14 protein-coding genes and 3 tRNA genes are annotated in these 15,791 nt (G+C 45.8%); all 17 read right to left on the bottom strand.

Annotation, left to right across the window (positions count from 1 at the left end; all coding sequences use genetic code 11):
• Positions 1-97: 97 nt before the first annotated feature.
• Positions 98-712, bottom strand: coding sequence for a xanthine phosphoribosyltransferase (locus FYJ66_RS01075; protein WP_154571674.1), 615 nt, complete (start codon positions 710-712; stop codon positions 98-100).
• Positions 709-1,299: a hypothetical protein gene (locus FYJ66_RS01070; RefSeq protein ID WP_154571673.1), complete on the bottom strand. Its 591-nt coding sequence runs from the start codon at positions 1,297-1,299 to the stop codon at positions 709-711. The genes FYJ66_RS01075 and FYJ66_RS01070 overlap by 4 nt, the downstream gene beginning before the upstream one ends.
• Before the next feature lie 13 nt (positions 1,300-1,312).
• Positions 1,313-2,245, bottom strand: a complete 933-nt coding sequence (locus tag FYJ66_RS01065) for an alpha/beta fold hydrolase (RefSeq protein WP_154571672.1) — start codon at positions 2,243-2,245, stop codon at positions 1,313-1,315.
• Positions 2,246-2,398: 153 nt separating this feature from the next.
• Positions 2,399-2,474, bottom strand: a tRNA-Met gene (locus tag FYJ66_RS01060).
• 14 nt (positions 2,475-2,488) lie between these two features.
• A tRNA-Leu gene (locus FYJ66_RS01055) sits at positions 2,489-2,576 on the bottom strand.
• A gap of 12 nt (positions 2,577-2,588) precedes the next feature.
• Positions 2,589-2,663, bottom strand: a tRNA-Asn gene (locus FYJ66_RS01050).
• A 138-nt stretch (positions 2,664-2,801) separates the two neighbouring features.
• Positions 2,802-3,869 (bottom strand): tetratricopeptide repeat protein, encoded by a 1,068-nt coding sequence (locus tag FYJ66_RS09390; RefSeq protein WP_154571671.1) that lies wholly within the window; start codon positions 3,867-3,869, stop codon positions 2,802-2,804.
• A complete protein-coding gene (locus FYJ66_RS01040; protein ID WP_154571670.1) occupies positions 3,870-5,387 on the bottom strand; it encodes a B12-binding domain-containing radical SAM protein in 1,518 nt (505 codons plus the stop codon). It lies immediately after the preceding gene.
• A gap of 8 nt (positions 5,388-5,395) precedes the next feature.
• Positions 5,396-7,117, bottom strand: coding sequence for an arginine--tRNA ligase (gene argS, locus FYJ66_RS01035; protein WP_154571669.1), 1,722 nt, complete (start codon positions 7,115-7,117; stop codon positions 5,396-5,398).
• The gene (locus FYJ66_RS01030) at positions 7,114-7,560 is read right to left on the bottom strand and encodes a 2-thiouracil desulfurase family protein (RefSeq protein WP_154571668.1); all 447 of its coding nucleotides are present in this window, start codon (positions 7,558-7,560) and stop codon (positions 7,114-7,116) included. Before FYJ66_RS01030 ends, argS begins: the two co-directional genes overlap by 4 nt.
• A gap of 51 nt (positions 7,561-7,611) precedes the next feature.
• The gene (locus tag FYJ66_RS01025) at positions 7,612-9,990 is read right to left on the bottom strand and encodes an endonuclease MutS2 (RefSeq protein WP_154571667.1); all 2,379 of its coding nucleotides are present in this window, start codon (positions 9,988-9,990) and stop codon (positions 7,612-7,614) included.
• Positions 9,983-10,462, bottom strand: a complete 480-nt coding sequence (locus FYJ66_RS01020; protein WP_154571666.1) for a cell division protein ZapA — start codon at positions 10,460-10,462, stop codon at positions 9,983-9,985. The genes FYJ66_RS01025 and FYJ66_RS01020 overlap by 8 nt, the downstream gene beginning before the upstream one ends.
• Positions 10,463-10,531: 69 nt before the next feature.
• A complete protein-coding gene (locus FYJ66_RS09385) occupies positions 10,532-11,350 on the bottom strand; it encodes a TrmH family RNA methyltransferase (protein ID WP_154571665.1) in 819 nt (272 codons plus the stop codon).
• Positions 11,351-11,362: 12 nt separating this feature from the next.
• Complete coding sequence (gene ftsZ, locus FYJ66_RS01010; RefSeq protein ID WP_154571664.1) at positions 11,363-12,499, bottom strand: cell division protein FtsZ; 1,137 nt, start codon at positions 12,497-12,499, stop codon at positions 11,363-11,365.
• Positions 12,500-12,603: 104 nt separating this feature from the next.
• Complete coding sequence (locus FYJ66_RS01005; RefSeq protein ID WP_154571663.1) at positions 12,604-13,425, bottom strand: cell division protein FtsQ/DivIB; 822 nt, start codon at positions 13,423-13,425, stop codon at positions 12,604-12,606.
• A 36-nt stretch (positions 13,426-13,461) separates the two neighbouring features.
• Positions 13,462-14,568, bottom strand: coding sequence for an undecaprenyldiphospho-muramoylpentapeptide beta-N-acetylglucosaminyltransferase (gene murG / locus FYJ66_RS01000; protein ID WP_154571662.1), 1,107 nt, complete (start codon positions 14,566-14,568; stop codon positions 13,462-13,464).
• Positions 14,565-15,791 carry a putative lipid II flippase FtsW gene (gene ftsW / locus FYJ66_RS00995; RefSeq protein ID WP_154571661.1) on the bottom strand — a complete coding sequence of 409 codons (1,227 nt, stop codon included), beginning with the start codon at positions 15,789-15,791 and terminating at the stop codon, positions 14,565-14,567. The genes murG and ftsW overlap by 4 nt, the downstream gene beginning before the upstream one ends.

Raw genomic sequence — 15,791 nt, 5'->3', positions numbered from 1 at the left:
ATAAAATTACAAAAAAAGAGATGGCAATTCTGCCATCTCAAAACATTCCTCTAAGTCAAAATGCCCTGAAAACCTGAGTCTCACTACAACGTATGGTCTATTTTTCAAGACCTGAATATATCTTCTTATTATTCCCGTCTCTGAAAAAAATCTCTCCCGTCTCATCGTTCATGGAATCTATTATTGCCAGTGACTCCAGCTTGTATCCCATATTGCGTATGATCTGTCCTCCAGGCTGAAAGCCCTTTTCAATGGCTATTCCTATTCCTGCTACCCTGGCACCTGCTTCCTGAACTATGGATATGAGCCCCTGCAGCGCACAGCCATTGGCCAGAAAGTCATCGATCAGCAGAACATTCTCTCCTGGAGAGAGAAACTTCTTCTCTACGATCACATTATTGATAGTGCCGTGGGTGAAGGACTTAACCTGGGCAACGTAGGTCTCCCCATCCAGGTTGATGCTCTTGGATTTCTTGGCAAAAACCAAAGGAACGTGAAAATACCGGGCGGCTATGCAGGCGATGCCTATTCCAGAGGCCTCAATCGTAAGGATCTTGTCCACCCCCTGACCTTCAAACCTCCGGCTCCACTCTTTTCCCATTTCGTCAAACAAGTCAATGTCCATCTGATGGTTCAGGAAACTATCCACCTTCAGCACATTTCCAGGCTTAACCTTGCCGTCTTTAATAATCCTTTTTTCCATAAAATTCATAAAGCACACCTTCGAAACACTATAATTCCTGCAATCACTAACATCACTATTCCATCCAGTGCCAGTGGCACTGCAGCCATCTTATATGCCGTCCACTGATCCAGCCTGTAATACAGAACATACAGGACTATGTTTGAAATAAACACCCCTGTCTCAACGGCCAGTAGACCTGCTGTCATTCCCCTGGTGAAGCATTCCGTTCCGTACAGTGCATTCACCGTCACAACCTCCAGTACAAGCCATCCAGTTATGAGAAAAAGTTCCGTAGTCACCGGGCGGTGGAAGGCGAATACTGTCAGGGTCATTATTGCGAAATACAATATTATGCCAGCCATCAGAGGATGAATTCCCGGAATGAAAAATCCGTCACTCTGTACACGGCTGTTTCCAGCTACAGTGAAGACAAGACCTGATAGTCCAGAAATAACTATCAATAAAAGCAATATTCCTGCACCATCAGCAATCCAGTTGTGGGGCTGTTCAGGTTTAAACACCTTGAACCACCAGGGAATATAGATTCCGCAGCACAGAGCCATGAGAATCTGACCGGTCAATATCAGCTTCTCGCCAACTGCAAATCCTGTCATTTTTCCAGATCCTTTATTTTGCACTGTGACTGTCCATGAAGCAGATAATGCCATCTTCCACCTCATATTTCAGATCACTGTAATTGTGGATCTCATGACGGTAACCAGGATAAAGCATGGTCTCAACATCATGGCCTGAATCTATGAGCCAGTTTGCCACCTGCATAACTCCTGTGCCGAACTGTCCTACAGGATCCTGATCACCTGCAATATTGTAAATTGGCAGTGAAACCGGCACCTTTGACGCCCATTCCGGTCCTGTGATGAAGTCCATCATCTGGCAAAAATACAGAAATGCTCTGTTTGAAGTTGGGCGGGTAAACGCGTCAAATGGATCTTCTGCGTGGTCTTTCTGCACAGCTGGATCTGAACAAATCCACTCATTTCCAAGTTTCACTCCTTCTGTGCATCTAGAAAACATCCATCCCATGAGTTTTCCCGGAAGCTCAGGATCGGCTTCCTCACCTTTTCCTTCATCTACCAGTTTCTGGCATGCTGCAATTCCTTCATCAAGGCCTGGCCACACACCTGTAGTTCCGCAAATAGTTGCTCCTGCCAGCTCTTCCCCGTATTTTGAAATATAATCACGTACTATAAAGGATCCCATGCTGTGACCAAACAGGAAATATGGAAGATCCGGATACATTTTTACCGTAAGATCATGGAGCTTATGTTCGTCTTCCATCATGGTGTGAGGGCCCTTTGTTCCCCAGTCACCCCAGGTATTATTTTCGATAGCTGTCTTCCCGTGGCCCACATGGTCATCAGCAGATACTATGTATCCCGCATCAACAAATTGAGAAATCATATGCAAATATCTTCTGGAATGTTCACCAAAGCCATGGATGAGCTGAACTATTCCCCGGGGTTCCTCTGCCGGCACATAAATCCAGCCATATACCGTATCCCGCTCATTGAATGATGGAAAAGTAATTTCGTGTAACATCTTTTCACTCCTTTCTTAGAAGACAGCACGTTGTTCTTTGATAATTATACATCAAGGCCGGTGGTATAGGGGATTAATAATGGGAAGTTGAAAAAGATAAAACAAAAGACCCTGCAAGTCTTGATTGCTCAATACTTGCAGGGTCTTGATCATTGGTTGCGGGGGGAGGACTTGAACCTCCGGCCTCCGGGTTATGAGCCCGACGAGCTACCAACTGCTCTACCCCGCGATATCATATTTAATTGGTGCCGGAAACCGGGCTCGAACCGGTACGAGATAAAATCTCATGGGATTTTAAGTCCCAGGCGTCTGCCAATTCCGCCATTCCGGCAGAAAAAATAAATGGCTCCGAGGGTGGGGCTCGAACCCACAACCTACCGGTTAACAGCCGGTTGCTCTGCCATTGAGCTACCTCGGAAAAACCTGTCCCGTTTTCGCGACTTCTTTAGTATACGCTATTTCCAGGACATTGTCAACAACTTTTTTTATTTTCCTGTTGTTCATGTCTCCGGACTTAGGTCACAATAGATATGATACCACACCCCGGCCTAATTGTCTACTCCGAATCCATATTATTCTTTACGATTTCAATCTTCTTCCTGTACTTCTCCGCACTTTGAGGAAGTCCCACAGCCTCAAAGACCTGAGCCAGCTCCTCCATTACCTGAATGTTGCTAGGGCTGTACTGCAACGCTGTCTTATAATCTGTAATAGCCTCCTCGGCGTTGCCCAGGGAACTTTCTGCAACAGCCAGATAATACCAGAGAGGCCACCACTTGCTGTAAGCCCCTTCCGTATATCTGAGGAGAATGTCCCTTCCGTTCTGAAAATCTCCTCTCAAAATATCGTTGCAGGCCTCTTCAATTACCACTGGATCCTCAAGGGAATCCAGCCTTTCACTGATCTCTTCCCTCATTGATTCTGCATCCTCACCGGTCCTGGAGCCAGACAGCTCAAGTAAGGTCTGCCAAGTGAGCTGAGCTTTCTTGTAGAGGCCCAGGTTTGCATATGAATAACCAAGGAAATAGTAGCCCATATCAAAGTCCTGGTGAATCATTGTAAGCAGCTCAAATACCTCGATGGACTCAGCCTTGAAGCTTCCAACATAATCTTCATCATCGTTTTCCAGGGAATACGCATCTGTGAGAGCTCTTCCATAAAAATAAAGCGCATCCCTGTTTTCAGGTTCCATCATCAGCGCAGTTCTGAAAAACATGGCACCGATTTCGTAATTGCCTGAAGAAGACATCTTGACGCCTTCAGCGATCATTGCTTTTACAGCATTGTCACCAAACACTTTTTTAATGAACTCAAGGTACTGGCTCTTGAAAGGAAAATCCGGATCTCCTCCCAGCACTCTTCCCATATTAACTGCTATGGTCCTTGTGGTCAGTTCCTCTCCCTGGCCAGCACTAATAGGAACAGGAACATTTTTCATCACCTGTTCAAGGCCCATAGAGCTGAGAATATCATCCTTCAGCTCATCAAAAAGAGCTCCCTCGTTGAGTTTCCTCAGGAATCTGGCAACTCTGTCTTTTTCCTTTTCCGGCTTTGGGGCTTCATGTTCTGTACCTGCAGTCCCGTTCAGATTATTTGTCTTGTCAAGCTTAATAATCTCTGTCACTTAAAGCTCCCATCCTTTTCTGTCGAACTTCTTTACATCTTCAGGGCTCATGCTGTTCTCAAGATCGTCGTGGATAACATCCATGAGCACCTGTAATTTCAACGTTTCATTGCTGCTGTCATACTGACCCTGAGCATATGCATATAAGATTCTGTACAAATTTTCCTTAATACCAGTTTTCTTCATCAGGTCGTTTCTGTAAATAAATTCAGTAAGTCCCTGGAAAAAAGTGTATGGTTTTACGGAAGTGTCGCGGAAAATCCTTGGAAGAGACTGTGCGAAGTCTTCTGTTCCAGTGTATAGTCCCGTGACCCTGGCAATATCCTTGATTTTTATGAGCTCAGGTGCAGGCATAAAATCATTTGCAATCACCTGATAAGGCGCCCTGCTGTTGTAAACGTAGCCGAACTTATCAGCCTCTTCCCTGAGCAGCGTCCCCTTTCTCAGATTGAGAATTCTGATGTTCAAAGTGGCTGTCCCAAGGCCGTAAGCCTTGTTGAAAGTACGCTGGAACTGCTGAGGTGTGTCAAAAGGAAGGCCTGCTGTTATATAGGCATTAACCTTGACTTCTGACATCTGCAGAAGTTTGCTTACGTTGTACATCAGCTGGTAAATATTTGCCTTTCTCCCTGCCGCATCAAGAGCTTCCGCATTGGTGCTCTCAATATCCATATTGAATTCAAAGAGCCCTTTCCTTGCACCGGAAAGCAGGCGCACCGTCTCTTCATCCAGATAATCTCCGTTTACGTCAAATATGAATTTTGTCACACCATTGTCGTTGCTGATCAGGTAATCCCAGATTTTATAAGCCCTGTCAACATTATAGTTAAACCACTTCTCAACGAAGGTCACGGATTTAACTTCCTTTATCAGGAAATACCTTAACTCCGAACACACTCTTCCCAGCGGAAGAGCGCTAATGGATCGGTCAGGCAGAACCTGGGCATAAGCACATCTGTCTGCATCGCCTCTGAAAGACTGGTAGTAAACCTGATCTCTGGCCGTAAGTTCCTCCTGTTCATATGGAAAAGGAATTTTATCGTAGTCCATATTTTCCGGGAAGTCGTTAACATAGATTTCATCGTTCTCCCTGTATGCCAGCCCTCCGATCCTGTCGAAATCGAAGCTGTAGGTGAGAAGGGCTTTTACAAACCTGAAGAGTATCATCTCCCCATAGCCTCTGAAAACAAAATCTACCTGAGGATGATCTTCCATATACTTTCTGGTGCCGAAGCTGACTTCCCTTCCTCCCAAAATGATGTTCACCACAGGCATGGCTTTTTTTACCAGCTCCGCGATGTTGTCTATCCTGGAGGAAATAGCCATATTTGTATGGAAATAAACGATATCGTAATCGCCTCTCACAATATCGTCATAGATTTCGCTGGTGGTCATTTCCCGGGGATATTCTTTTACAGAAACGTCAGCCGGAGAACCTTCCACTGCACTGTAAAGGTTCTTCAGTGCCAGTTTGCTGTGAATACAATCATTTTCAATCGTAGTCAGAAGAAGTCTCATCGTCTTACCTACATCCTTTCAGGAGCTTCAATGCCCAGAAGTCCCAGGCAGTTCTTTATTACAATTCTGGAAGCGTCAACAAGTGCCAGCTTTGCCAGCTTCTCGTCTTCATTGTCAACCAGTATGTGTTCATCATGGTAGAACTTGTTAAAGCTCTGAGCCACATCTACAAGGTGTCTTGTCAAAATTGAAGGCTCATACTTTTCGGCTGCATCTCTGATAACCTCAGGAACTCTGGACAGATCTTTTACTAGCTGATAAGCGCTTTCAGATGTGAGATAGCCGTAATCTGCCGCACCGCCGCTTCTCATTTTTTCCAGATCAGCCTCTCCCGCCTTTCTCAGAACGCTGCAGGCTCTTGCATGAGTATACTGTACATACGGGCCTGTTTCTCCGTCGAAGTTTGTTACGTTGTTCCAGTCGAAAACGTAATCCTTGATTCTGTTGTTGGACAGTTCCTGGAAAATTACAGCTCCTATGCCTACCTGGCGGGCAACTTCATCTACGTCGATGCCTTCTGTGTTTTTCTCTGCGATTATTTCCCTGGTCTTTTCAACAGCAGTCTTTAAAACATCTTCCAGGAAAACCACCCTTCCGTTTCTGGTTGACATGGTTCCCTCAGGAAGGCTTACCAGGCCAAATGGAACGTGAACGCAGTCTTTCTGCCAGTCATATCCCATAAGCTGCAGAACAGCCTTCCACTGCTGGAAATGGAGATTCTGCTGAGATGCTACTACATATATGCACTTATAGAAATCATATGTCTGCTTCCTGTAAATGGCAGCAGCAATATCCCTTGTGGCGTAAAGGCTGGATCCGTCAGATTTCTGAATAACTGCTGGAGTGCTGATTCCCATAGATTCCAGATCCACAATTTGGGCGCCCCTTGATTCCTGAAGAAGTCCCTTTTCTTTCAGCTCCTCTATAACGGCAGGCATTTTGTCTGAATAGAAGCTTTCGCCAGCGTAGGAATCGAAGGTGATTCCCAGCATGTCGTAAACCCTGTTGAACTCCTTAAGTGACAGTTCACGGAACTTTTTCCAGAGCTGAACCTCTTCTTCATTGCCAGCTTCAAGTTTTGCAAAAGCTTCCCTTGCCTTTTCGTCCAGAGTCGGATCTTTCTCAGCTTCTTTATGGAATCTCGTATAGTAGCCCAGAAGAGTCTTTATCGGATCCTTTGCCAGTTCGTCGTGGTTGCCCCACATTCTGTATGCAACAATCATTTTACCGAACTGTGTACCATAATCTCCCAGATGGTTGATTCTTACCACATTATAGCCGGTCTCATCGTACAACTTGTAGATGGCATTTCCAATAACTGTGCTTCTTATGTGACCAATGTGGAACGGCTTGGCAATATTCGGTGATGAATACTCAACGATTACTGTCTTTCCATGACCCACATCTGAACGTCCAAAATCGTCTTTTTCCTTCAGGACTTCTGAAACCACCTGTCCGGCCACCTGTTCTCTGCTGAGGAACATGTTAACGTATGCATTGACCTGTTCCACTTTTTCGAAAAACGGTGAACCTGCAATTCTTTCTGCCACGTCAGCGGCAATGAGTGGAGGTGCCTTTCTCAGTGTTCTTGCCAGCTTGAAGCACGGAAAAGCATAGTCTCCATGACTGGTATCTGCAGGAATCTCTATCATTCCCTCGACTTCTTCATCTGTCAGTCCAAAGGCTGGATTGTTCAGCTCCCTTGCAATTTGTTTCTTGAAATCTATCATTTGTCACTCCGATACAAATCTTCTTCTGTCATCAGCGGAATTCCGGCTTTTCTAAGCTCTGCAGCAAAAATTCCGTCTCCCGGCACAGTTGCTCCTGTAAAAGTTCCATCGTATATGGCCGTAACGCCACAGGAAGGGCTTCTGGCTTTCAGTATAGCTCCCTCTATGGACTCTCCTTTAGCCTCTGCAGTCTCCATGGCCAGCTTCAAAGCTCTTTCTGCACCGGCCCTGAAGTACTCAGTCAGATCTCTGCCTGCCCTGTCAATTACTCGTCCATTTTGCTGTTCAGCCGGGTCTCTGGGAGCTTTAAGGCCTCCCTGGGTCTCCGGACAAACGGAAACGAAGCTTTTATCCCGGAGAAAATCAATGACTTCCCCGCACCGGCTGTTTCCTCCATTGTATTTGCAATTAACTCCAAGAAGGCATCTGCTTACGATATACATTTTACTCCTGTCCTCCCGGACTTTTTTCCGCCATGTAATATTTCTGAAATCTTATTTTTTCTTAAGCTCTACTATGGTCACTCCTTCTCCCCCCTGGTCATAAGGAGCAGCCTTAATGCTTTTCACCAGCTTGTTCCGCCGGAGTTCTTCTCTCAGTCCCTTCTGAAGGATGCCCTTGCCACGTCCGTGTATAATGCTGACTCTCCCAAGGCCTGACAGGCTTGCATCATCTATGTACTTTGCAACTTCTACTGATGCATCATCCAGGTTCTTTCCTATTACATTCAGCTCAGGGCTGATGCTTCTGGCCTTGCTGGATGATATTCTGGAATAGGCTTTTCTCTTCTGTCTTTCTTTATTGCCCTGAGGCATGCTTTCCAGGATTACCAGGTCTTTTGCATTTACTGTCATCTTAAGGGCTCCGGCCTTCACCGTTACGTTTCCATGACTGTCTGCTTCCGACTGAACTTCTCCGTTCTGCTGAAGGGAAAGGATTCTTACCAATGTGCCCACCTTAAGATCTTCCGGGTTTGCACCCTTCTCCCTTCTGACAGTTTTTTTAGGAGAATCATGTTTGCTGGCAGCTTCTTTCAGCTTCCTTCTGCTGTCGGCAACTGCTGCAGTTCGATGGCCCTTATCCCTGTCTTTAGAGGCTTTCAGCTCTTTGCTTACCTGTTCAACCTGATTCTGGGCGTCCTGAATGATTCTTAAAGCTTCCTTCCTTGCTTCATCAAGGATCTTTTCTTTCGAAAGCCTTATCTGGTTTGCTTCCTCGTCGGCTTCCCTGAGTCTCTCTTCTGCTCTGGCCTTTATTTTTCTTGCCTGTTCTATCTGAGACTCTGCCTCTGCCCTTCCTTCCTCAACCTTGGAAACCGCATCTTCAAAGCTCAGCTGGTTCTCATCCAGAAGCTCCGCTGCTCTTTCTATAACAGATTCCTTTAGGCCCAGCTTCCTGGAAATCTCAAAAGCATTGGATCTTCCAGGCAGCCCTGTTCTCAGCTTGTAGGTAGGAGAAAGGGTTTCAATGTCGAACTCCATGGATGCGTTTTCCACACCCGGAGTAGAAAGTGCATATTTCTTCAGCTCAGTGTAATGAGTGGTTGCAACAGTCATCACGCCCTTGCGCCTCAGCTCTTCTATAAGGGATATGGCCAGCGCTGCTCCCTCTGATGGATCTGTTCCCGAACCCAGCTCGTCCAGAAGAACCAGGGTTCCCGGTCCTGCCTGCCTGATAATCTCTGAGATGTTTTTCATGTGAGCTGAAAAAGTACTGAGGCTTTGCTCAATGCTCTGCTCGTCTCCAATATCTGCAAAAACATCCTGGAAAACCGGTATTTTGCTTTCCGGAAGACACGGAACATGAAGACCTGTTTCAGCCATCAGCACGAACAGTCCTATGGTCTTTAATGTTACGGTTTTTCCCCCAGTATTGGGGCCGGTAATCAGAAGTGTATTGTAATTTTCTCCCAGGGAAACATCTATAGGTACGACTTTTTCCGGATCAATCAGCGGATGTCTTCCTTTTACTATCGAAAGACTTCCGTCGCTGCTGAGTTCTGGCTCATATCCGTCCATTTCAACAGAAAGCCGCCCTTTTGCATTAATCACATCCAGCTCTGTCATGAGATTCTGATTGTTCAGCAGCTGGTGATAGTGCTCAGATACCTGGTCTGTAAGAACCGCCAGTATTCTGCGGATCTCCTCTTCCTCTGCCAGCTCCAGTTCCCTGAGCTGGTTGTTCATGGTAACTATTTCCTGAGGTTCGATAAAAAGCGTAGAACCGCTTTGAGACTGGTCGTGGACAAGTCCCGGAACTGAAGAAGCGTACTCCCTCTTTACCGGGACTACGTATCTGCCGTTCCTGACTGTGACTATAGAATCTTGAAGACTTTTCTGAAGAGTTCTGGAACTTGTGTATTTATAGAGTCTGCTCTTGATGGATTCGTTTTTGTTCCTTATATCTCTCCTTATCCTCTTCAGCTCAGCAGATGCATTGTCTGCCATTTCATCTTCTGAAAGGATGCACCTGTTTATCTCTGATTCCAGTTTTGGCTGGGGTTCAAGAAGATCTGATATTTCCGAGATAGAAGGTATTTCCGGAACATCTTCCGAGAGAAAGGCTTTGACTTCTCTGACTCCCGCAATACTTCTCCTGACAGCAAGAAGGTCTCTCATCGACAGGACTCTGCCTTTGCGGGCAATATTCAGGAGCTGGCTTATATCACCAAACTCGCCAACGGGAATACTTCCTTTATACACAATAACGGAAACAGCTTCCGTTGTTTCCGTTAAGGCTTCCTTTACTGACCGGACATCATTCATTATGCTCAGTCCGGCTATCCTGTCACGGCCAAGCTGGGAGCCTGCCATGGCGGACAACATTTGGATTATTCTCTTGTAGTCCAGCAGCCTGAGGGTCTTACTATTCATCGTCCCTCTTCAGTCTCTCAAGATTTCTCATCTCGTTTCTAAGACTAACGTTCTCTCTCTGGAGATCGAAGTAAGCATTCTCAAGATCGCTGCACTTGGCTTCCAGTGCCTTATAGCGCTCGCTGTCCTGAACAGCCTTGTCGTTGTCGTTTCCGATCTTCTCCTTAAGGTCAGTTACCTGCTTCTTTGCATTCTCCCAAAGAGAAATATAGTGCTTCACATCATTATCCAGCTGGTGGTTCTCAGTCTGAACCTTGAGCAGCAAATCACTGTTGTCCATCAGCTTCTCAGCCAGGTTGACAGCAGCCAGCACAGCGCACTTATAGTTTGGATTGCTGTTAAGCATCTTGCTGGTGCGGCGCAGCTCGTCATCTACATATTTACCGATCTCCTTGATCTTCTCCTCGCTCTTTTCACCAGAGAGAACATAATTGGTGCCGCAGATCGATACTTCTGCTCTGTTTCTTTCCATATAGTGCTCCTATCCTAATAGTAATAACTGATAATATCTGATGAAACGGTTGCCGCAACTCCCGTCACTTCATTTGCGTACGGTTTCGTACATAAGTATGGCTGCAGATATTCCTGCATTCAGCGACTCAACTTCCGGCGCCATAGGAATGGTGACCCTCAGATCAGCCTTTTCCATCAATTCATGGGAAATTCCTTGTCCTTCATTGCCTATGACCAGTGCCACCCCTTTATTTAAATTCCCGTCAAAGTAGGGTATTCCCTTCTCAGGGTCGGTGACCACAAGTCTTCTTCCACTTGACCGGACTATTTTCAGAAGATCTTCATTGTTCTGGGCCACGAAATAAGGCATGTGAAACACCATTCCCGCAGTGGATCTCAAAGTCTTCACAGAAAACAGGTCGGCCGTTCCCTTAAGGGCAATTACGGCACAATAACCAGCAGCAGCTGCTGTTCGAATCATGGTTCCCAGATTGCCCGGATCCTGTATCCGGTCAAGAATGAGAATATTCCTGTCAGCCTGATCCGGATCCGTGAGAATTTCCGTATTCCAGTGAGGTTTCTTTATAACCCCCATGACTCCGGCTCCCGTCTCAGCATCGCTGACTCTGTCAAATAGCCTCTCCGGAACAACGAAGGTTCTGGAAGGCCATTTTTTTACAAGGCTGCTCCGGATTCCACTCATGGACGCTGAATCTGAAACAATATAATACTCAGCATCCCATTTCATTGTGAGAGACTCAACGACAGAGTTTGTCCCTTCAATAAGGAACAAACCCTCTCTGTCTCTGTATTTCTTTTTTCTTAACCTGACCACCTGTTTAATCCGCGGATTCTGGTCAGAAGTTATTCTCAGTTCCTCTCTGGAACCAGTTTCTCCCCTTAACACCCGCTTTACCGGCTATTTCAGGAAATCTGGTACATCAAAGTTAGATGCTGTATCAGGATCCTCACTCTTCAGAAGAGTTGAAAGATCCATCTCTCTTCCATGGAGACCGTCTTCTGTCTCAATGGCCTTTACGTTTGTTCTCACAGGCTTAACCTTCTTTGTCTCCGGCTCGTCAACCAGTCCGCCCATGCTGAAATCTGTAGCAATGAGAGTGATGGAAACCTTGTCGGCCATATCCTCGCTTACTGTAGCACCAAAGATAATATTGGCATCAGGATCTGCCTCTGCCTGAATCTTCTCTGCAATCTTGCTGATGTCCAGCATTCCCATGTCAAATCCACCTGAAACATAGAGGAGAATAGACTTTGCTCCATCGATCTTTGTCTCCAGAAGAGGGCTCTCAACTGCATTTCTTACAGCATCTTCGATCTTGTTGTCGCCTGTGCCTACTCCGACGCCCATGTGAGCAATACCTCTGCCCTCCATTACGGTTCTTACATCGGCAAAGTCCACATTGACGATTCCATACTGGGAAATAAGATCTGAAATGCCCTGGACGCCCTTGCGAAGAACGTCGTCAGCCATAGCAAATGCCTCCAGCATTGAAGTGTTCTTCTCGCTGGAATCAATCAGCTTGTCGTTTGGAATAACAACCAGGGAATCAACAAAGTTCTGCAGGTACTGAATTCCCTTGGCAGCTCTGTTCCAACGTTTCTTTCCCTCGAATGAGAACGGCTTTGTAACAACAGCTACTGTAAGTGCACCGCAGTCCATTGCTGCCTTGGCGATAATAGGTGCCGCACCTGTTCCTGTGCCGCCGCCCATTCCTGCTGTTACGAATACCATGTCTGCATCCTGAAGATAGCTGGTAATCTCCTCGAGAGTCTCCTCGGCAGCTCTCTGTCCGATCTCAGGATTTGCACCTGCACCTCTGCCTCCGGTAATCTTCTCTCCAATCTGTATCTTAACCTCTGCCTTGCATCTAGCCAGAGCCTGTTTATCTGTATTTACTGCTATGAAGGTTACACCCTGCATATCAGAGTCAACCATCCGGTTAATAGCATTGCATCCGCCGCCACCAACACCTACTACTTTAATAATTGCAGCGTTGTCCTGTTCAGCGACAAAGTCAGAAACGAATTCCATCATAGAGCTCCTCCTCGTCTGTAGTTACATATATCTAAATATAGCATATTCATGAAGTGAATGCACCAGTTTGTTACATTTTTCAACCTTAAGGCGACTTTTTTTAACTAAATGTCCGGGGTAAAAGATGCATATCCGTCTTCGCTTATGGCTATTGTTCCCCTTTCTATATTCTTAGCGAAGAGCTTCTGCAGTATCTGCTGTATATGACCCTGGTCTATGGCCGATTCAATTTCTTTAATAGACCCGGATACAACCATGCTTTCATACACATATGCTTTTATATACATCTCTGACATTTCAATGCGGATGAAGTAAATTCCTCCGTCTTCCATCTTTCCAAGTAATGTCAGCGCATCTTTAAATACGTCTTCGTTACGGGCTTCCAGGGGTTCTCCCAAAGTCGCCTTCTTGATCTTGATTCCGGTGAGCATGGTAACCTTAGGCTGAGTTTCCGTTTTCCTCAGCAATGTGCCGTTCCTGTCTATAACAAGATACTCGTCGCCATACTTTATTGCAGCAATCTGAGACCTTTCTTTTACAGTGATGATCAATGTGCCCGGAAGCTTTCTGTGTATCTCCACGCTGTTGATGTAAGGATCCCTCTCAAGATAGGTTCTGATTTTTTTCTTCTCCGGTCTGTACAGAAGGTTTCCTCCTGTTTCTGCGTGGGCCATCTGTATTATTTCATTGTCAGTGTAATATCTGTTTCCGTTTACCTCGATATTCCGAATCGTAAAGAAACCGGACAAGGAAAAAATGATCAGTCCCAGAACCGCCCCAATTACTATCAGCGGCTTTATGAAAAAGCCGGGAGTTTTTTTCCTCATCTCCCGTCTGACCTTACGCTTTTTCATGTTCTCTGCAACTACTTCTTCTGCAGATAATTCCCTTCCTTTTCTTTCAGGATTATTGTCCGGATTGTTCATCTGTCCTCCCGATAATAGTCTGAAGACCCAGGCGGCTTATTTCTTCAAGTCATCCATGATATTTCTGTAAATTATCTCTGTGGCGTCCAGAGGTGCCGCTTTTCTGCTGCCTTCTTCCATGGCATCCAGGGTCTCAGGCTCTCTCATAAGCTGGTTCAATGTATTTACCACTCTTACACAGGAGTCTCCATCTTCTCTTACTATAATCGCACCGCCCTGATCAGCAACTGCCTTGGCGTTGTAGTATTGATGATCTCCTGTAACGTTAGGTGAAGGAATGAAAATCGCCGCCCTGCCGGTAGTCATAATTTCGGCTGCACTGAGAGCTCCCGATCTGGAAATAACCACATTGGAAGATCCAAGAACATCAGGCATATCCTGAATATACGGAGTAACCCGGAGGTTCTTCGCTTCAGATATTCTCAAAGCCTTCATTTTTCTCTGAACAGAATCGTAGTAATTCCGTCCTGTGCCGAAAAGAAGTGTAACTCCTTCTCTTCCTGCAAACTCAGTTGCGCACTCCACTCCTATTTCATTCAGAGTGGAAGCTCCAAGACTTCCGCCGAAGACAGTTACCACAAAGTGGCTTTCAGGAATGTCCAGCTTCTTTCTGCATTCAGTCCTGTCAAGATTGTAAAAAGCTTTTCTCACAGGATTTCCGCTGTAAATAAGCTTGCTCTTGTCCTCAAAATACGTGCCTCCTGCTTCAAATCCAAGGAATACGAGTCTGGCAAACTTAGACAGCTTCTTATTTGCAATTCCCGGAAAAGCGTTCTGCTCATGTATATATATTTTTATTCCCAGTTTTCTTGCGGCAAGAACTACAGGAGCACTGATAAAACTTCCTGTGCTTATAACTGCATCAGGCTTGTATTTCTTCATGATAGCAAGAGCTTTTCTGTATCCCAGTTCGGTATCCCAGGCTGTCTGAAACAGCTTCACCGGATTGCTTCTGTTAATTCCTCTTGCTCTCACCAGTTTTAAATCCACACCGTGTGCAGGAACGATTCGCTCCTCCATTCCACCATATGCACCAATGTACAGAATTTCGCAAGATGGATTGTATTCTTTAAATTTATCACCTATGGCAAGGGCCGGATAAATATGTCCGCCTGTGCCCCCTCCTGTAAGAACTATCTTCATTTAAGATCTTCCTTTCTGGAAATATTCAGAACGATTCCCATGGCCGCCATGAACACAATTATGGATGTTCCTCCGTAGCTCACAAAAGGCAGGGTAACTCCGGTTGCCGGCATTGATGCAGTAACAACTGCTATGTTCATCAGTACCTGTACTCCCAGCATTATTCCTACTCCGGAGGCCAGGAACATACCCAGCTTATCCGGTGCCTTCGCTGCAATGACAAAACACCTTTTTATAAGGAAAAGATATGCCAGCATCAGTAGAAATATTCCGACGAATCCCAGCTCTTCTCCGATGATAGCCAGGATAAAATCGTTCTGAGGCTCCGGCAGATAGAGGTTCTTCGTCACGCTGTTTCCAAGGCCCAGTCCCTTCAGTCCTCCGTTTCCCAGAGCTATCAGAGACTGTGATACCTGGTAGCCTTCTCCCTGACTGTTCTTAAAGGGGTCAATGAAGTTGGTCAGCCTGGAATACCAGTGGCTGTTTGGCAGGAACGCCAGGATGAAGATAATACCGGCTACGCCTGCTGCCACAACTCCTCCCACATACTTCCATGGAAATCCTCCGATAATCAGCATTCCAACTACGATGAAAACTATTACCATAGCTGTGGACAAGTTCGGCTGCTTGATGATCATAGCCGCCTGAATTCCTGTAAGTGCCAGAAGAGGCAGTATTCCTTTTGAAAAATCAGTTGCCCTGGAAGGGTCTTTTGCCAGGAAGGCCGCTGTGAAAATTATCATAGCCACCTTTGTAATCTCACTTGGCGTGATGTTTACAGGGCCTATATATATCCATCTTGTAGCACCGTTTACATTCCGCCCTACCGGGGTGAGAACCAGGATCAGCAGGAATATGGAAATGTACAGATACTGTTTATAGTATTTCGCACACTTGTGATAATCCCACCGTGCCATAAGGAACATGATGATGAACCCCATGATCGCAAACTCTCCCTCTTTTTTCAGAAAATAATAGGGGTCCGGTTTGCTCAGATTAGTTGTGGAGTAGTATCCGGCACTGAACACCATTACTACGCCGAAAAGCACCAGTCCGGTAACCAGAAGGATGGTCACAAAATCATAGGTTGTCAAAAGCCTTGCAGTTGATTCAGAAATATAATCTGCAGGGTCTGGAAGAAAGCGGACCAGGCCTTTTTTCTTCTTTTCCTTTCTGTCCCTGTCCGTATTATTCAGTTTTTCTGCTCCAGCTTTTTTCTTCAT

It is taken from the genome of Allobaileyella intestinalis (assembly GCF_009695865.1).
Classification (GTDB): domain Bacteria; phylum Bacillota; class Clostridia; order Peptostreptococcales; family Anaerovoracaceae; genus Allobaileyella; species Allobaileyella intestinalis.
The sequence above is the reverse complement of the archived record's forward strand: the minus strand, read 5'-3'. Positions and strand labels throughout refer to the sequence as shown.

Bases quoted from the DNA above. Each gene is read 5' to 3' on its own strand.
- FYJ66_RS01075 (WP_154571674.1), bottom strand. From the start codon at position 712: ATGAATTTTATGGAAAAAAGGATTATTAAAGACGGCAAGGTTAAGCCT.
- FYJ66_RS01070 (WP_154571673.1), bottom strand. From the start codon at position 1,299: ATGACAGGATTTGCAGTTGGCGAGAAGCTGATATTGACCGGTCAGATT.
- FYJ66_RS01065 (WP_154571672.1), bottom strand. From the start codon at position 2,245: ATGTTACACGAAATTACTTTTCCATCATTCAATGAGCGGGATACGGTA.
- FYJ66_RS01040 (WP_154571670.1), bottom strand. From the start codon at position 5,387: ATGAGACTTCTTCTGACTACGATTGAAAATGATTGTATTCACAGCAAA.
- argS (WP_154571669.1), bottom strand. From the start codon at position 7,117: ATGATAGATTTCAAGAAACAAATTGCAAGGGAGCTGAACAATCCAGCC.
- FYJ66_RS01030 (WP_154571668.1), bottom strand. From the start codon at position 7,560: ATGTATATCGTAAGCAGATGCCTTCTTGGAGTTAATTGCAAATACAAT.
- FYJ66_RS01025 (WP_154571667.1), bottom strand. From the start codon at position 9,990: ATGAATAGTAAGACCCTCAGGCTGCTGGACTACAAGAGAATAATCCAA.
- FYJ66_RS01020 (WP_154571666.1), bottom strand. From the start codon at position 10,462: ATGGAAAGAAACAGAGCAGAAGTATCGATCTGCGGCACCAATTATGTT.
- ftsZ (WP_154571664.1), bottom strand. From the start codon at position 12,499: ATGATGGAATTCGTTTCTGACTTTGTCGCTGAACAGGACAACGCTGCA.
- FYJ66_RS01005 (WP_154571663.1), bottom strand. From the start codon at position 13,425: ATGAACAATCCGGACAATAATCCTGAAAGAAAAGGAAGGGAATTATCT.
- murG (WP_154571662.1), bottom strand. From the start codon at position 14,568: ATGAAGATAGTTCTTACAGGAGGGGGCACAGGCGGACATATTTATCCG.
- ftsW (WP_154571661.1), bottom strand. From the start codon at position 15,791: ATGAAGAAAAAAGCTGGAGCAGAAAAACTGAATAATACGGACAGGGAC.